Source organism: Paenibacillus montaniterrae, from assembly GCF_018403185.1.
Taxonomy (GTDB): domain Bacteria; phylum Bacillota; class Bacilli; order Paenibacillales; family Paenibacillaceae; genus Pristimantibacillus; species Pristimantibacillus montaniterrae.
The window spans coordinates 229728-247569 of the sequence record NZ_BOSE01000009.1 but is presented as its reverse complement, the minus strand read 5'-3'; the positions used below and the strand labels follow the sequence as shown (position 1 = coordinate 247569).

The following is a 17842-nucleotide window of genomic DNA, read 5'->3' as shown; positions in this document are numbered from 1 at the left end:
GTACGCCGTTTTGCAACACTTATTTCTGAATTTTGGCCGTCGCAGCTTGCTATGTATTGGTGGCCCGTTTATTCAAGGAAAGATTCTCACCATTACCAGTTAATCTCGTGAACTGCATAAGTCATGTATAATTGTCGGAATAGGTGTAATATAACAAATATTCATTTATATACCAAGTTGATCAATATAAAATTAACACTATTAATTAATCTATTATTGATCTACCTAAGTAACAGAGACTACTTCATTTTAAGCAAGTCGAACCATTACAGGTTCCATGTAACTATCCAAAAATTCTTCAGTAATTCCCTTTAACTTACGGCGTTTAAACAAAAAATACATTTCTTCTACAGCGCTATATGGAAAAAATCTAACATTAAGTGATTGAAACTGTGGGCGAGCAGCTTCTTTAAACACTTTTTCTCGATCCTCATCTGCCGCGACGATAACATATCTAGTTGGAAACGGTGGCAAAACTTCAAGAAGTGCATCTTGAAGTCCTTTCATTCGTGTTAGACCACTCGTTACCCCTGTACTATGTTCTACTTCCATTACTGCTGGCATCAACTTTCCATTTTTAAACCAAATACAATCAATCAATAAAGCTGCTTTTTGAGCATTGTGAAAAGGTGAAATAAAGTTTTGCTCTTTACTTAAAGAACTAATTACACCCTCCATTTCCCCAATTTTCTTATCCTTATATACAATTCCTTTATCATTTTGTGCTATCCAAGTTTTAAACCCTAGATGTTGACCTATTTCTATTAATGCAACTTGCATTTGGCTATGTCTTCGTTTAATTTCAATATCTAAGGAAGGTAATTGTAATTCTTCAGGAAGAACCAGCGAATCATAAATGACTTCGCTGTTCGGAACCTCCGAAATAACCATATTGACTTTTGCTTCTACCAAGACATTCGGTGCATGAGGGTTTTCAGGGCACCACATTAAATGTTTATGCCCCTTTTTGATTTTCGTATTAGAACTAATACTTTCAATTCGACCAGGATAGCAGTAATAAAATTGTGGTGTATGCGCCAGTAGTGTTTCAAGTACAGAGCGTGTATTGTAACTGCCACCAAAAATTCGGTCTACGTTAATTGGATGATTCGGAAACAATGCATTTGCTAAACGCCATATCATCTGGACTGAAATTGATTCATCTTTTGCGCTATTCCATGTTTCGCCCTTGTTTGGGCGTATTCTTTTAATCCAAATTGGTCCTTCTGGCTTAACTACATTCACAATCTTAATTTGGGTTGGCGTCTTACTATGAATGTAATTATATATTTGATTTTTTGGTAACAAACCAATTTCATGAACAAGATTGGCTGCGGTTAATTTATTCATCATTATTCACCTTCAAGAAGTCTAAAATCGTTTTTGCAATTCCTTTAGACGCTTCGTAAGGAACCCCATTACCTATAGTTTTGAATGCGTCTGACAACGTTATGTTTGGAGGCAACTCAAATTCTTTGGGTAAGCTTTGAAGTGATAATGCTTCCGCTACTGACAAACGCCTTGCTTTATACGGATGCAAATGAACCTCATTATTACCATAGGCTACAGTTGGTGATGGTCTCCATCGATGTAGTCGTTTGTATGATTTTTTCGAATCATCGCCCTCAGGAATTACTTGAAACTTAGCCAACCCAGCTCTAGGTGTAAAGTATTGGTGAGCGTTTGGATGATTTAATACATCATTTTTCTTAAACCAATATTCAACCGTCAACTTTTCCTCAATACCATTTGGTTTATTACGGTTACCATCTTCCTCAAAGGGTTCCATCCCAGGCCAAGGCATTGCAATAATGTCCTGAATACAATGTGTAATATACTTTTCCCATGGAAATATCTCCTTTAATGAATGGGTTGCCTCGATGCCTAAGCCATGCAAAATACTTTTTTGAAAGCCAATCAAAATAATTCGTTCCCTTTGTTGAGGTGCACCATACTCGATTGAATTAATTAAACGTTCTGTAGTAACATAGTCATTACAATGCAATTTTTCTTTCATAGTTTCATAAAACTCTCGGTGCTTCTTTGTTCGCCATAAACCCTTTACATTTTCAAACAAAAAGAAGTCTGGTCTTTGTTTACAAATTAATTCTATATAAGTTGCCGATAACTTCCCGTTTTCACCTTCATGTCCTCGATTCTTGCCTCCTATGGAAAAATCAGGACATGGAGGACCACCAATAAAACCAACTAGTTTATTATCACTTTTTACCATAGAAACTAAATTTAAAATCTTTTGACTCTCGTCTGGATTTTCAAATTCAGAGATATCACCTAAATGATAACCATATTTAGGTGCGGGCATTCCCATGACCTTACGTGAATGTTTATATGCATCAAGAAAGGGACGATGATATTCATTTACAAACGCTACGTCATACCCCGCAGCTTCAAATCCTAAATCTAAAAAACCCGCTCCAGAGAAGAACGAGAAGATTACCGGTGTATTCTTCATTATGTTATAACCCGCCTCAAGCTTAATTTCTACATCTAATATTATGTTCGGCATTTTGTTCGTCTTTCCTTCTCGAGATAACTTAATTTGTAGTAGAAAATCAGAATAAGTTTAGTTAAGCACTTTACAAAACCAATGTTATCTAGTGAAATAATGGACCATTATTAATGGATCCTCGTGTTCCAAATAATTCGCCACTTGGGGCGATATGAGTTCTATTATACATAAATATGTTCTTAAAGTGTTTCATAGTGATAATTTGCCTATCTCCTTAAAATTAAAATCATTTTACCTATTGTTCCGATAGTTTGAACTGTTTATTTCAGTATTGTACATTGCGTCAATTGAAAACTCCTACCGAAAAGTTTTTTGCTATTATATTACCTGACGATAATTAGGCAAGCTTTTTATATCTTAAAGCATCCATGAGATAATTCGTTGTCTGTCATTCTGGTGTTAATCGAGTCATAGAGCCTATACATAAGGTTCGAAAAGCCAATCTTTATCTAGGGAAAAGAATCTTCATCGACCGAAATTCAACTCAATATTGATTTTATGGATACTAATCATTGAATTATTATAATTATTTTCACTTCAAAATCTATAGAACTATTAAGCAATACCGAATAAAAAAATAATTGTTGACTCTGTTCCTCTTTTTTTTGATTCAATGCATGTTTTATGGTTGCACACAAACTCAAAAAAACACACCAGAATTAAAGATTTTTATAAGTATTTACTTAAAATAAAAATGGCTTTAGAGATATTTGAAATGGTGAGGATAATGTAAGGTTTGGAATTATCTAAAACTAGTTATAAATGATTTTACAGACCAATTATAATTTATTGCAAATCAAGAGAAAGTACTCTCCCACAGATATATTTAATTAGTGAAGTGTTAGGTAACGATAGTAGTATCGAGGATTCTAAAAACTACTTCTTTACAAGATAATAATGAATCGTATAAACTCTCCACTTCCATCGATGTATTCGCAACAGTATAGTACTGAATGACTTTGTGGAAATGTAGTATCATATTACAATGATCTCATTCGAGCGCATTTAAAGGAAAAAGATGCTGTCCGTAGCATAGAGACAGCATCTTTTTCCAAGCCCGCAATCTTAATATAAATTAACATAATACATTTTATAGAAAATCAAATATTTCTTATCAATTCATCTTTCCAAAATGTTCTAAGATTGCCTCGCCAATACTTTTTGCTAATAATGGAGGTACTGCGTTTCCAATTTGCCTGTACTGGGCATTACGTCCACCAAAGAATTGATAATCTGATGGAAATGTTTGAATTAATGCTGCTTCATACGGTGTAAAGGTCCTTGGTTGATCAGGATGTATAAATTTTAGACCATCTTTCTCCATATGGGATAATATGGTATTTGAAGGCTTATTCCAAGAATGTCTAACATAGGTATCCACATGTTTAGTTCGATCATAAGGATAAAGCTCGTTAAGAAAATGATCGAATAGTGCTGAGCTAGGATTCATAAATTGTGCTGAAGACGATCCTTGCTGCATTAGCGAAAATATAACTACATCCCTAATGTTATGTGCTCTTGGAGTATGTGCTGCATTGTCTAACAAATGACTGTTTACATATTTCTCAACGAGATTATTATAACCTCGTAAAAACTCTTCTAAATATAACATTTTTTTATATTTCCTGCGTATCAATCCCGGTAAACATGTATCAAAATACTGCAATATGTTGTAAAACTCTTCCGAATTAACTTCCGGTCGGTCTCTATATGATTCCCTCAAAGTTCTTAAACTACCAGCAAAAGCATTTAGGCTTCTATCAAAATATTGCGTAATAATTTTCATTTTGATTAGAGAATTCATTTTACTTACGCTAATTTCAGGAAGTACGATAGGAAGATTTCCAATCGCATGTTTCAATGTTTTAGGACTCCGGTTTTTAGATAGAACTGGTACAGGATTAGCTCTATTTTGTTTGTTCGCAATAATGATTACCCTTTTTCTATGTTGAGGAACTCCAAAGTTCACTGCATTTAATACCTGATATCGCCTTACAAAATCTCCCTCTATTTGAGTTGAATATCCTAAAGACTCTAATTCATCACATATAACTTCAATTGCAATTTGCTGTTTGTGCGATAACTCTGTATCTAATTGCTTAGATATTATACCTTCAACGTTTTCAAAAACTACTATTCTTGGTCTAATACGTCCAACTAAATCAAAAAAATGCCTAAAAAGAGTATTTCTCGGATCTGACTTAAGAGCTTTTCTCATTTCTGGCTTTCCAGATCTCGAAGGTCCAGCGAGTGAATACGTTTGACAAGGAGGTCCTCCTATAATTACATCAACGTCTCGGCATTCTGTTATTATTCTATTTTTAATCTCATCCTTCGTTATATCGCCTTCAATTACTCTTTCTTCTCCTAAGTGTTTGCGTAACGTATTACATGCATCTGCATCCATTTCAACTGCCCTTAAAACTTCAAAATGTAATTCACCTCGACGGGCCAACTGAAACCCCGTTGAAAAACCCCCTCCACCAGCAAATAAATCTAACACTGTATAAGCCATGTACATCTTCCTCGACAATTTTCGATATCCCTAATTATAGCGCATTAAAAGACACTCTATAAATCTATTTTTTTTGTATGCTGATGAGTTACTAGCTTTTCAAACGCACTAGCAACTTTTTTTACTTCTTGACCTGTCAACAAAACAGCTAACTCATGGTTATTGAAGAATCCTCTTCTAGATATATTTGACGAACCAATTATCGCACGTTCTCGATCTACAACAATCATTTTTGCATGCAGATCATATCCATCTGGATGAGTAAAATCATATAGCATAAAATTGAGATATTTCCTATAAAATGACCTTAACATATCTTGAGCTGCAGGATGATGATTTTGATATTGATTGACTAATATCCTAACATCAACACCCCTTGATAAAGGAACGTCGATTAACTCAAATACATCAGAAGCTCCAGTGCTGATATTATAGGCACCGATCATGATTTCATATTTCGCGTTTTGAATAAGTTCTTCTAAATTCGCTTTGATTGATTCGACGCCGCTCCCCATCCAACCTAAACCCGTAGCTAATATTTTTATTTCCATCGTTTAAGGTAAATTCTCCATTAATAAATTTCTATCTAGTAGCATATTCCTGTTCTCACATGAAGTTTCCGATACGAACTGACAAACATAGCATGCTGCACCATTTAGCTTATTAGGAGAAAACTTTTCTTCTCCACATAATGGATCGTTGGAACAAGTATGCACATTTCTGAAAACCCTGTTCAAAACTTTATTAAATTCTGGTACTAATCCGATTAATCCACCTAAGGTGCCATCACCGCCAGGTTGCGTTGTGTACAACAAAACTCCACCACTCACTTTATTTGGGTCATTTTCATCGAATTTTATAAAAACCCGCTCTCTAATCGCAGCAGAAGAATAGCCAGAATCAACTGACAGTGCGCTTATTAAACGATGTGAAAACGTGTGCCACCAAACAAATACAGGATGTAACTGTTCTTGATCAATTAACCCATGTTGTACTCCATACTGACCTGGATTTTCAAAAGCATTATACCAATTATAATAATCTTCTCCTTTCATTTCAAAATGTCCTTCACTTAAATCATCTGGTAATAGATCGATAAATATACCTTCTCCAAAGGTCTCAACTCCTGGGAACCATTCTTTGATACCATCGTGGTATACTGTTGAAACCATTTCACCATTCACTAAGTCTAGGCGACGATATCCTGTTTGAACCATGACCACCCTTAAACGACTTACCGGTGTCACTCTAAGTTTCCTTCCGTTTGGTCCTGCAAATTCTTTTATATCCTGTCTAATAACTTCAAACTGAGGAGGCGAGCCAGGAGTATATGATACTTGTAATGGCGCCCCTCTTGTTGCAGCAACCTGTAAAGCATTAAATTCAGCGACGCGATAATCAATTTCATTCTGTACCTCGATTGGTTCGCGTATATCTAAAATAGCATTAATAATTGCGGTTTCTTCATAGCTGGAAATTTCATTATAAATATTTTTCTGTAATCTGTGATGATCTACAAGGATCTTTATTTTTCTCAAGAGTTCTACTTTATTAATTATGTCTGATGTGATAATCAGATTGATAATACTTGAATGTGCTAGAAGTTGGTGAAGCCGTGTATCTCGATTCGGTATAGTGAGTGATGAAACGATTTCAGCAACCCTCAAATTAGATGCACCTCTTTGCATCATCCTTGCAGGTTCTTCGCAATTATGCCTATCAATTCCTATTTCAGGGTGTCGTCCTGTGCACTTTAGCTCAGACGCATAAGCTTTACCTAGATTAAAATCCCCCTCACAGTTAGGACATTCAATAGTAACATTCTTTAAAGCTCCGCCACCTCCTTTCCAAATAAAATAGTTAGGATAACATGCTCTCCTTTTATGCTTAACTAGTCTTGTCCAGTCTACATCATCCAAATGGCCTTTGGAACAAGCAAGAACAAAACGTATGGCTTCTCTGCGAGATTTTTGCCATGCATCATACGAATTACGAAATGGCCCACAATCTGGACACCCCGTCTGATTACCAAACTGATACCGATACAGTTTATTATGGTTTTTTTTAATACATAAAGACCATTCTGGAAATTGTTTTGTTTCATAAATTGGAGCTGACTCAGCAATCTGTAATTCTGCATTTGTTGGTAAACGAATTATTCCTGCTCCTTGAAGTAATGATCCTGACAAACGTTGATCCACTATTTCTAATTGATCTATAGATTTATAATTCAAAATTCCAGATTGGGCTATGCTGTTAATTATTCTTGGGCCATTCGGACCTTCTAAAATTGCCCCTGGCCCATAAGTCGTAATATACTGCGACGGTCTAATTGATTGTCCCATTTCCTCACCTCAACTCTTAAAGTTTGTTGTGCCTTCAACGTCCCTTAATGACTGAGGCGCATTTTCAAACGCCACATCTAAACCTTGAAAATAATGTTGTGGATCACCAAGAACAACAGGATGTGTAGGTTGCTTGTTCATCGATGATTCATTATATAGCAAGTTTAAATGTGTTTGAGCTAGCATATACCATCTATCTAGTTCTGAACGAATTTCAGAGATTATAGTTTCTCCTTCTGGCCTTCTTCCATCAGGTTGTCTACCTGCTCGTTCAGTGAATAACTCGATTATTTGAGACACTTCCTCTGAATGCCTTAAATTTCGCATATTTACTGCTGCTGATACTGTTTGTCCTTGCAACCGTTGTTGATATCTCCACTGATTAGAAACTCTTGTACCTAATATTCTTATTGCATGCCTTAATAAGGCAACGCTTAAAGGACCAAAAGCCTTTTCTCGTGCTCGCGGTGAAAAGGGGGCAACTGTTACAGGCTCTACGTATTTATATAATGCGCGGTGATAGCCAGTAAAAAACTCATAATGATCCAAGTCACGAGGACGGCTAGCTCTAAAAAAAGTAACAACCAAACCTGCGCGTTTCCGTCCCACTCTACCTGAAGCTTGTATATAGGAAGAAGTTGATTTAGGTTGACCATTTATTACCATTAGCCGCAACCGATCTACGTCAACCCCTGTCCCGAACATACTTGTGGCCAACACACCGTCTTCTGGGTTGCCAGTATCAATGTCTTTTCCTAGTAGCTCCAACAAACCTGGGAGCTCTGTAGAACTCTTTCTACTCGACAGTTCCAAAGGATTCTCACTTAAATCTCTGCTATTCAGTCCATTAATATAGCTAATCCGTTCTGGAATGTCTTGCCGATACAATGAAGCTGCTCCAGCTAGTTCACGCAGAGCGTTAAAATAACCAACAACTGTAAGAAATCCGTCAATTGTCTCTGGTGACACACCTGCATTTTTAATTTCATGAGCAGTTTGTAATAAAGATGACCAAATTCTCACCAAAGGAGTTTGAGCTCCCTTTCCAGGCGCGCAGATCCCAACATAGAGTCTACCTGCATTTTCATCATCAAGAGGGTGGATCTCTCTACTTGTTGAGAAGAAATTATCATTGACGTCAATCCCAGCTGGAGGGAATTGCATAAAATCCCTTGCGAATAATGACTTTACTTGTTTTTCAGCTTGACGTACAGTAGCTGTCGATACAACATATTTAGGTTGTATTCTATAAGTGTCCTTTTGCTTAGTGCATAATTCATCGATAATTGTTTCGTACAGTCCGTATAAACTTCCTAAAGGACCTTCAATTAAGTGAAGCTCATCTTGAATAATTAGCAGTGGCGGGTCAAAACTATCAACAGGCTTGTGTAATACCTGATTTCTTTTGAAACCTGGAGGATGATCAAGCCGTGATGTTGGTAAATTACCTCCATAATTAGGGAGGCAAGTTTCACGGTAATATCCCCACCTAGCATGATAATATTCAACATTACCAAATATAGTCGCTGCTTTGGGTTCCAATGGCAGCTGGGCAAATTTATCAGCCGTAGCAATAATCATAGAAGGACATCGGTGATAAATCTGATCGTCTACAGTGTAAGCAGGGATAGCCACTCTCGATGAAAATGCTAATTCCTTATTTATCTTAAATACATCATTTACTTCCTGAAACTCAGTATCACTGGATGACGATAAAGATTGGCTTCTAACACTAGCAGGTACTTTTTCAGCCCAAATGACACTATTCAACTCACATTGAGGATTAGGACAAAAGATATCAAAATTAGATTCCTTCTCCAGACCTTGTACATTATAATAGGTTTGAAAAAAATATCCTGGTCTAGTTGGTCTAGTTGCTAATAATGTAGCATTTCCTAAGATACCTTTAATTTGATTATTCCAAAGATCATCTACTGAATCCGATTCAATGTGATAATTTTGATCGATAATAAAGGTAACTGAAGCAGTATAATAGACATCACCATGCTTGGTAATCTTAATATCAATGATTCTTGATTCACCTAGCAGAACATCCGATGGTTGAAGTCTTGGTGTTGTAGATGTAGCCCTAAATAAAAAATGTATAGTATGATTTCCGGGCCCTAAACCTTCATTTGGAATAGCAACAAATGAATGACAACACGGGCAGTTTAAGACTTGAGCTGGCTCACCTTCACTAGGTTTTCCTTTGCTTCTTAGTAATTCAATCGCACCTGGTATATTGATAATACGACCGTTTTGGTCTGGAAACTTCAATGAATGTAAGGAATTTGGTGTCACGCCTCCACCGACCCACAAACCAACAGAAATTCGTTCTCCCCCCCAAATAAAATTACCTCTTATTTCGCACTCAGCAGGTCTCCATCCAATTTTTCTATCACTTTTTAAAAGTCCATCAACCCTCAAATACTCCGCAGCGGTTACTACACGTAAAGCCCTGCGAAATTGCTGAATTGTTAAAAGTCGAAGTGTATATCTTGACAGCACATTTACACCCGATCCCTTTTTATGACCTACTAGGTCCGTTCTGGCACGACGTCGCTGTAATCCAATTGTAAAGGCCGCTAGACCTAAGTAACTTTCTGTTTTTCCTCCCCCTGTTGCAAACCATAATAAATCAGCTATTCCTCTATCGGGATCATTATCATCTGCAATAGCTGATATGTTTAATAATATGAATGCTAACTGGAACGGTCTCCAAGGATATACTTGCTTATTTGCCCATAAAGATTGTACAGCCATAACTTTATTAGCAAAACAAAATGCTAGCCGAACATCAGTATCGTTACAAATTAAATTAATAGATCTTGACATCCTTTCAATTGCATTTTCAATTAATTGAAAGTGTTTTTGTGCTGCTGTTTCTAAGTTCTCACTAAGATCACGCTTTGAGTTATTTTCTTGTTGTTCTTCTAGCCACCTCTTATAGCCAGAAACAAGAGGCATTAACCTTCTCCTAAGATCTTTTGGATTCCAAGTTTCAGCTAAAACCTCTGGATTAAACTCTGGCTTAGGACCGTATTTTTCTCTCCAAGCCATGCTTGGCGCATCCATTGGATATGTCGGTGTATAGTCTGTTCTCAGATCGGGGTTAAAAAATTGATTTCTTATTTGCTCTGGAACAATACAGCTATCACTCCAAATAAAAGGTGGAAACGTTAAGTTTCCTAATTTAAGGTGGTCTCTTTGGATGTCAATTGATTTCCATGTGACCCCTACTAAGTGCCCCCTTGCTTGAGCTGTACGTCCTTGATACAAAAGTTTAAGTGAGTCTTCTTCAGCATTTTCATTTTCCCCCTCATTAACTGAAATATCCTCATCATCTAAAGAGCATATTTCGAGGCCTGTAAGTTTGTTAACGCGAATTTCAGGTTGGAAAATGAAATCCTCGGTAGAAGGCCTACTATCTTCTCCTAAAGGGGTATTATTAACTAAAAAAATTGAAACTTTATATCGATTACTAGAAATTTTGAGTGACTTTACATAAAACTCTACTCCTGTATTATCGCTATCACACCATTGATGTTTAGTAGTGATATCAAATTCTTTAAAAAACCAAGATGGTGTTCTGAACCATTCTGTCCCATTGGATTTATACCTGCCCCATGTAAAACAAACACTAGCACAGTTATTTTCAGATGTAATTTCTACGACAAAAGAAATTCCCAGCGACTTTGGTAAAGCTTTCGGATCCAATGACGGAGAACTAGTTATTGCTGGTTCACGAGTCTCTTCATCAGAATCCTGCTCGTTACTTTCACCATCATTCATCAATTCGGCTTCTGCATCAATATCCCTAATTATATCTGCACTTCTAGGGGACAAAACACCTATTATATATTCATTCCTTGGATCGTAGTCGTTCAACAATGTTTCGTAAGCTCCGTTACGTGGTCCTAATACCTCTTTTACTAATTCACCGAGAATAATTGCTCTTTCCACTTCAACAACCTCCTAGTCTAATTTCCTAGTTCTTAGGTAATTATTCGCGATAAAGTGACAAAACCCCTCTTCCATCAATGTGAATAATAAGAAAAGATGGGTAAATATACTCCAACTATTCTCTGTTTAACTCGATATTACTTATTTTCATAAAACTAAAGACAGATCCGGTGATGACAAGATGCTCGAATCTCCTAGTAATCTATGTTCACTGAAACCTATAACTTTATTCTAACTATTACTTCCCTTTTTCCCGCTGTGATCCACCTGCCTGCGCAGCTGCTTCAAGACTGCATGTATCTCAGCATCGGTTAACAAATAATAAGTATTCACCCTCCAGGTCTCTCTATTTTTCAAATGAAAAATGAGCTCGGGGAACTGTGGAAGCAGCCATTTCTGGATGGAAGGACCTTTGTAGCTGATTTTAACTATGTCCGTCCACTCTACTGTACGCTTGCCATCTGATATCGACTGCTGGTCATAAGTAAGCAAGGTCGTGTCTGATTTCAGCGCTCTCGGCAAGCATACAAGCAAGTATCCGCCAAAAAAAGGAATCCCTATTATAGCCGATGTGATGCAAAAAAATTTGCGCACTACGGTAGTATCCATATAAAAGGCCGCATATAGCAGAAACAGACAGGTCAATACAAATAACAAGCTTCCAAATGCTTTGCCCCACGCTACGGATTTCCGATAACATATCGCGTTCATATTTACCACCTTATTGATTTGACTAAACTGCAAACCGTCCTATTTACTTTCCTTCACCTATTTTAACTGTAATGATGAAGCAAAGAAACAATAGTAAATTAATTTGAAAAAATCACCAAAATATGTTAATCTCAGATGGTATTATTAGCTAAAGGAGGCGTTTATTGTGAGTAAACAAATGATAGCAAAGGGCCAATTCTGTAAGGGGAACTCGCATAGCTAGCCCTCTTAACTGCGAAATTCCCCTATTTCTGAAAGGGGTATTCTATTGAAGCAATCATCGACTAAATTTATCGTACGTAACTTCCAAAGCGAAGATATGCCTTTGCTGGGCGAGCTGTACCAGTCTGTTTCTGAAAAAGATGCGGTGTTTTGGTGGGTTGGAGACGAGGACAATTGGAGCAACGTCTATTGTGCCTTTGAAGATGGGAAAATGATTGCCAAGGGGCAAGTCAGCATCGTCAATATCGTGCCTCCCGGCCGTCCAAAGAAATCTCAGCACTCAATCTACGTCAATCTAAAAACTATGCCTGAAAGAGAAAATGACAACGCCTTGCTCGAGAGCGTTTACCAGCATCTTTTCGCAAGAGCAACTCAGCTAAATGAAACGTTATCTACCGAATATGAAACGATTCTTTGTGTAGGCAACAATTCGACTGAGACAGCTAACAATCAGTTTTTTATCGACAAAGGCTATCATCATCTATATACGTCATATCGCATGAAACGAGATTTGAATGAACCGATAGCTGAGTTAAAGCTAAGCGATGAATTCCAATTCTCGCATTGGAAGATGGAAACATCTGAAGAAGAGAGACAATATCTCGATGTAGAAGCTGAAATTTGGCCAGACACACCATTAGGCCATAACAGGTTAATTGAATATAAAAAGAACAAGCTTTGGACATCCATGGTTGTCCGTCAATCCGACACTATTGTTGGTGGTTTGATGACATGGCAAGAAGAAGAACATGGTCAAATAGAGGATGTTTTTGTTCGCGAGCCCTGGAGAAAGCGTGGCATAGCCAAGTATTTGCTCACAGAGGCTTTGAAGTACCTTAAATCACATCAACTGCATGATACTTATCTTATGGTGCTAACGAAAAATCAATCCGCCTTGTCGCTATACGAATCTGTTGGGTTCTATGTAGATAACGAGGAAATAAGATATTTTACAAAACTGGAGCGAATCTGAGAGCTCTAAATTAGTAATCAAATTAAGAGGGGTTATTGGACATAGCCCCTCTTATTTTACAATAACTGTTCTTCCATTCGCTCCCCTCCGTCTATTCGTTCTACTCTTTCTCCGCATGCTCTTTAATTGTTATGCTGAGAGGGGTGACTATACATTTGTTCCTCGTTTAAGCATACTTTTGCAAGGGTGCTATCCCTTTTTCTTCATGTGTAGCGCTAGTCATACTCATAATGCGCATGACAGCAAGTCTGGCGGAATCCTGCTGGCTGGATTGCCCTGCCTGTTCCCTCATTTTTTCCAATATAAAGGGCTGTTGAACCAACCGTTGAAGCTGATCCTTCAGTTTTTCAATCTGACAGGGATACGCTACTCCCGCTTGAATTAAATAATCGGCATTATCCTTCTCCTGCCCCAGTCGTGGCTCCAGCAGCAGCATCGGGAGCTGAAGCGCCATTGCTTCGGAGGTAGTCAGTCCTCCTGGTTTGGTAATCAAGACGTCTGCGGCTGCCATCCACTCATGGATTTCATCAAGGAAACCTGTCAGCATCACATTCCCCTTGTCTCCCAACGCTTTATGCAGACGGTACAGCAGCTTCACATTGCGTCCGCATACGATAATAAATTGCAAGTGGGAAGGAAAATTGTCAGCTTGCAATTGCTCAATGAAGGACTTATCAAATATTCCGCTGCCTCCGCCCATTACCAGCACGACAAAGCTGTCAGGAGCTAAACCCAGTTTCTCTCGCAGCCGTTCTCTATTGTCTTGTTGGCTATAGGACAAGCGGACAGGAATGCCTGTTACAGCGATTTTGTGGTCAGCAATGCCTTTTCTCTGCAGAGCGGCACGCACACCTTCGGAGCCAACCAGATACAAGTCCGTAGACGGCTGTATCCAATAGCTGTGATCGGAATGATCGGTAATTATCGTTGTGGTCGGCAGATCCGTCTTCCCTTTTTCCTTAAGCAACGAAATTGCGGCTGACGCCGGCGGGAACGTGCTGACAACCATCGTCGGCTGTTCCTCATGCAAAAGTCTGAGCAGACGCTGCTGGCTAGTCGCGCGAATATGCTTCAGAAAAAATGTTAGCATATTGTCCGTACGTGTCTTCTGATACAAATAGCCGTACGAGGAAGGAAAATGCTTCATCCATTGCAGAAAGCAATACCTTTCAATTGCATGCATACGGGGATGGACCAACTCCATAAAGTCGACCACTTTCACCTCTATTCCGGGTTTATATAGCGCTGATGCTTCCAAAATCGCCTTGGCTGCCTGCATATGGCCATCCCCGAATGAGCCTGATAGAATCAGTAGTTTTTCCCGCTTCACACGATCCATAAACAATTACCTCCCTCCTATAATGAATTCGAGCTTGGTTGGAGTAACCATAATTCTTCTGCAACGGCCACTTTCTTCACGGACTTAAATCGATTCCTCAGCGAGCCTCGGGAGTGAATCAGCATCATCGGTATTAATTGTTCCGTCTTGCGGCCAATTCGTTTTTTGCCTTCAGGATGCAAAACGGATAATAATAATCGGAGATACGCCGTTGTAACGCGTTGGAACAGACCGGACTTCATCGGTTGCTGTTCAAAACCAAGACCATGTGTCAAACCGCGATGAAGTAGTGTAATGCCGACTAACGCCCTCACCTCGCTAAATTCAGGCTGACTTGTGAATGCTTCGCTGATCTGCTTCATGGATTTCCGTACAAGCCGTGCCGTCATGAGTGCCGTGCGGTCAGAGCCTTGAGATTTAATCATGGTCAGTATCATTTTATTGTTGAGATGGAGTTCTCCAATGAGATCACCTTTATCAATGATCGTGGAGTCTGCACAGACGATGCTCTTCCCTTGGTGCTTTTTAATCATGACTTTACAAATTCCAAAGTGCGAGATATGCGAACTGCGAAAGCGTGAAATATAATCGAATCCACTTTCCCACGCCAACCAAGCGACCTGCATAAAAGATTTTAGTAACCGAAGCAAATAAATCCAACCTTCCCTCAATATCGATACCGTGCAAACTGAAATTAAACAAACTTCAGCTCCTGTTCGGCAAGCTGTTTATGCTAAATATAACAAAGGCAAGGGGTTGCTCCCAGCGTCGCGCGATGGAATTAATATCGGTCGGGAGACTGATAACCACTAGCGTGCGTCATATGAAATTAATGTTCCTTTACAATTAATTCAAAACAATCAAAAGAACCACTCTACCGCGACAGGTACAATGGTTCTCTTGATCAGGGTGAAAAAACAATGCAGCTCTATATAACGGTATCCAGCTATTTTGAAATTTCATCCGTTTCATTAAATTGTGTTTTCACAAAATCGATGAGCCTGGACTTTAATTCATCGCCATGCTCTCCCCTATGATACATATCTGTTCCGTGATAACCGCTCTCATCTACAATCAGCTCTTTATCAGTTGCTCCGGATGCTTGATATAATTGGCGCACTTCTTTTTCAATTGAGCCACCGTAATCACCAGGTGAAAAAACAAACAAGGATGGCGCTTTAATCTTTTCGACACCTGGAATTGCATCAAGCGGTCCGCATTGTGCTGGAGAAGATAAAATAATAAGCCCCTCAATAGGCAGCTCTTGACGAACGCCTGCAATGATGGCTGTGCTGCCGCCACATGATGCCCCAGCCAAAAACACGCTTTGTGCACCCATTCGCTTAAGCTCGCCTAATGCAGCATCTGCATCACGATCTATATTTTGATTATCCTCCGGGAAATCTTGTGAAGCACCATGATTTCGATATTCAGGAATAACAACCAGATAGCCACTGTCAGCCAGTTCAGTTCCCATGTCCACAAAAGAGCAAATGTTGTAGCCTTGCTCGTGTGCAAGCAGGACTCCTTTATCTCCGCTGCCAAGCACAAGTGCCGACAGATGCACCCCATCACTGGTTGTCAGAGTAGTTGCTTTATCTCGCAGCTCATCAGGAACACAACTATTGACAAGATGACCGTTAGAAGATTTCACCGTGCTATCCGGCCAGGCAGGATCATACTCAACTGGTGGATTTGGCGGGATGTTCGTCTCCTCGGTAAGTGGTGTTTCATGAACAGGGTCTGTTATAGGGTCCGTATTTTGCGGTTGATTAGCTAAAGATTGATCATGATTGGGGGTCACGTCCATTTTGCTGGCGCATCCTGTAATTGTTACTAACAAAACGAGCAATACAAAAACGATTTTTGTTCCTCTAAATGCTATGTTCATTGATTTTCTGATACCTCCACCTACTTGATTGTAATTCCTACTCATTTAAATAGGTTGTTGTTTTGTTTTGGATCAGTTTTGCGACTTCTTCAGCAGTTTTTTGTTCACTGAAAAATGCCATCGATTCTTCTCCTACAATAGAAATCACCTTACCAACCGCTTGCGAATAGCTATCTGCTGTATGAATGAATGCTTTATACTTGACGAATTCATCATCCTCCACTTTCGGCACTTTCCCGTCAGGCGTCTTATACTTTCCGCTTCTCACTTGTTCCTGAATGTCGTTCAATTGCTTTTCATTCACAGATTTCAGCAGCGAAAATCCTTGTCTTTCTTGAAGAGATTGCCCTTCTTCGGACAACATGAAGCTAATAAATTTCCACGCCTCCTCTTTCACAGGAGATTTGGCTTGAATGGCAAACTGGGATGTAAGAACAATTCTCGTCCCATCTTTTTGTTCTGGTTTTTGCAGCAGCTTCGGATTGGAGAAGTATGTTTGCAGATTATTGATAAAGTCTGCCGGCGAGCTCAATACGGTAGAATAAAACATTTGCATTCCAGCATCCGCCGGTTCTGAAGTCATCACTTTATTATCGTACATATCTTTAATTTGCTTCATCGCATCTATGAATAAAGACGAGTCAAACATGGCCTTTTTCGCTGCAGGATCAACAAACTCAGCATACCTGTCTACAATCATTTCTTGCATGCGAAAATCTGGCGCTTCCCCCGCCATAGCATAGCGACGTTCCGCACCGCTCGCTCCCAGTTCCTTTGCAATCTCTTCGAATTCCTTCCAGGTCCAATTCTGGTCGTCGATCTGCACGTTTTCAAGAAGATCCCCATCACCTACAAACGCCCGCAGGTTAAATCCGAAAGGCATGGCATAAAGACCACCATTTGACTTTATCGCATCCAAAATATTCATTTGCAAATCGCTATGATTTAGCGTATCGTCTTGCTCCATAAGCTTTCCCATATCTATGAGAAGGTTTTTGTTCACATAATCTTTGATAGGCAGACTGCTTACTTCGAAAATATCCGGCCCTTTGCCTGCTAGTATTGCTGTATTCGTCGTTTTTTGATATTGTTCATAATCTTCTGTAACCTGGATTTGCAACTCGATGTCCGGATACTTGTCCTCAAACTTTTTCTTTGCTGTCTCATAAAATGAGCTCGCTTGTTGGACAGATAATGTAACGACAGTTTTCCCCTCTGAACTGATCAAATCGTCAGATCTATTCGCTTGTTCACTGCCCTCAGAAGCGCATGCACTCATTAATAGGACTAGTATACTCACAACCACCATACTTTTCCACTTTTTCATTGAATAAATTCCTCCCATCATTTATC

12 protein-coding genes are annotated in these 17842 nt (G+C 38.9%); 1 reads left to right on the top strand and 11 read right to left on the bottom strand.

Features of this window, described 5'->3' with window-relative positions; all coding sequences use genetic code 11:
* Positions 1-249 precede the first annotated feature (249 nt).
* The 7 genes from KJS52_RS21350 to KJS52_RS21320 all read right to left on the bottom strand — a co-directional run bounded on the left by KJS52_RS21350 (position 250) and on the right by KJS52_RS21320 (position 12064).
* Positions 250-1350 carry a type II restriction enzyme NmeDI-related protein gene (locus KJS52_RS21350; protein ID WP_213519304.1) on the bottom strand — a complete coding sequence of 367 codons (1101 nt, stop codon included), beginning with the start codon at positions 1348-1350 and terminating at the stop codon, positions 250-252.
* Entirely contained in the window at positions 1343-2527 is a 1185-nt protein-coding gene (locus tag KJS52_RS21345; RefSeq protein ID WP_246563849.1) for a DNA cytosine methyltransferase, read from the bottom strand. The genes KJS52_RS21350 and KJS52_RS21345 overlap by 8 nt, the downstream gene beginning before the upstream one ends.
* A gap of 1117 nt (positions 2528-3644) precedes the next feature.
* Positions 3645-5045, bottom strand: a complete 1401-nt coding sequence (locus KJS52_RS21340) for a DNA cytosine methyltransferase (protein ID WP_213519303.1) — start codon at positions 5043-5045, stop codon at positions 3645-3647.
* A 56-nt stretch (positions 5046-5101) separates the two neighbouring features.
* Entirely contained in the window at positions 5102-5596 is a 495-nt protein-coding gene (locus KJS52_RS21335) for a phospholipase D family protein (RefSeq protein WP_213519302.1), read from the bottom strand.
* A gap of 3 nt (positions 5597-5599) precedes the next feature.
* A complete protein-coding gene (gene drmB / locus KJS52_RS21330; RefSeq protein ID WP_213519301.1) occupies positions 5600-7390 on the bottom strand; it encodes an MrfA Zn-binding domain-containing protein in 1791 nt (596 codons plus the stop codon).
* Between the two features lie 9 nt (positions 7391-7399).
* Positions 7400-11353, bottom strand: a complete 3954-nt coding sequence (gene drmA, locus KJS52_RS21325; RefSeq protein WP_213519300.1) for a DISARM system helicase DrmA — start codon at positions 11351-11353, stop codon at positions 7400-7402.
* 231 nt (positions 11354-11584) lie between these two features.
* Positions 11585-12064: a DUF5381 family protein gene (locus KJS52_RS21320; protein ID WP_213519299.1), complete on the bottom strand. Its 480-nt coding sequence runs from the start codon at positions 12062-12064 to the stop codon at positions 11585-11587.
* Positions 12065-12332: 268 nt separating this feature from the next.
* On the opposite strand from KJS52_RS21320, the gene KJS52_RS21315 reads away from it, so the two are divergent.
* Positions 12333-13259: a GNAT family N-acetyltransferase gene (locus KJS52_RS21315; RefSeq protein WP_246563847.1), complete on the top strand. Its 927-nt coding sequence runs from the start codon at positions 12333-12335 to the stop codon at positions 13257-13259.
* A 166-nt stretch (positions 13260-13425) separates the two neighbouring features.
* On the opposite strand, the gene KJS52_RS21310 is transcribed toward KJS52_RS21315, so the two are convergent.
* From KJS52_RS21310 to KJS52_RS21295, 4 genes are all read right to left on the bottom strand, one after another.
* Positions 13426-14598, bottom strand: a complete 1173-nt coding sequence (locus KJS52_RS21310; protein WP_213519322.1) for an MGDG synthase family glycosyltransferase — start codon at positions 14596-14598, stop codon at positions 13426-13428.
* Positions 14599-14615: 17 nt separating this feature from the next.
* Entirely contained in the window at positions 14616-15224 is a 609-nt protein-coding gene (locus KJS52_RS21305; protein WP_213519298.1) for a YkoP family protein, read from the bottom strand.
* Between the two features lie 320 nt (positions 15225-15544).
* Positions 15545-16534: an alpha/beta hydrolase gene (locus tag KJS52_RS21300; RefSeq protein ID WP_246563845.1), complete on the bottom strand. Its 990-nt coding sequence runs from the start codon at positions 16532-16534 to the stop codon at positions 15545-15547.
* Positions 16527-17816 carry an ABC transporter substrate-binding protein gene (locus KJS52_RS21295; RefSeq protein WP_213519297.1) on the bottom strand — a complete coding sequence of 430 codons (1290 nt, stop codon included), beginning with the start codon at positions 17814-17816 and terminating at the stop codon, positions 16527-16529. The genes KJS52_RS21300 and KJS52_RS21295 overlap by 8 nt, the downstream gene beginning before the upstream one ends.
* Positions 17817-17842: the final 26 nt, after the last annotated feature.

Bases quoted from the DNA above. Each gene is read 5' to 3' on its own strand.
- KJS52_RS21340 (WP_213519303.1), bottom strand. From the start codon at position 5,045: ATGGCTTATACAGTGTTAGATTTATTTGCTGGTGGAGGGGGTTTTTCA.
- KJS52_RS21345 (WP_246563849.1), bottom strand. From the start codon at position 2,527: ATGCCGAACATAATATTAGATGTAGAAATTAAGCTTGAGGCGGGTTAT.
- KJS52_RS21320 (WP_213519299.1), bottom strand. From the start codon at position 12,064: ATGAACGCGATATGTTATCGGAAATCCGTAGCGTGGGGCAAAGCATTT.
- drmB (WP_213519301.1), bottom strand. From the start codon at position 7,390: ATGGGACAATCAATTAGACCGTCGCAGTATATTACGACTTATGGGCCA.
- KJS52_RS21305 (WP_213519298.1), bottom strand. From the start codon at position 15,224: ATGCAGGTCGCTTGGTTGGCGTGGGAAAGTGGATTCGATTATATTTCA.
- KJS52_RS21350 (WP_213519304.1), bottom strand. From the start codon at position 1,350: ATGAATAAATTAACCGCAGCCAATCTTGTTCATGAAATTGGTTTGTTA.
- KJS52_RS21310 (WP_213519322.1), bottom strand. From the start codon at position 14,598: ATGGATCGTGTGAAGCGGGAAAAACTACTGATTCTATCAGGCTCATTC.
- KJS52_RS21300 (WP_246563845.1), bottom strand. From the start codon at position 16,534: ATGAGTAGGAATTACAATCAAGTAGGTGGAGGTATCAGAAAATCAATG.
- KJS52_RS21295 (WP_213519297.1), bottom strand. From the start codon at position 17,816: ATGAAAAAGTGGAAAAGTATGGTGGTTGTGAGTATACTAGTCCTATTA.
- KJS52_RS21335 (WP_213519302.1), bottom strand. From the start codon at position 5,596: ATGGAAATAAAAATATTAGCTACGGGTTTAGGTTGGATGGGGAGCGGC.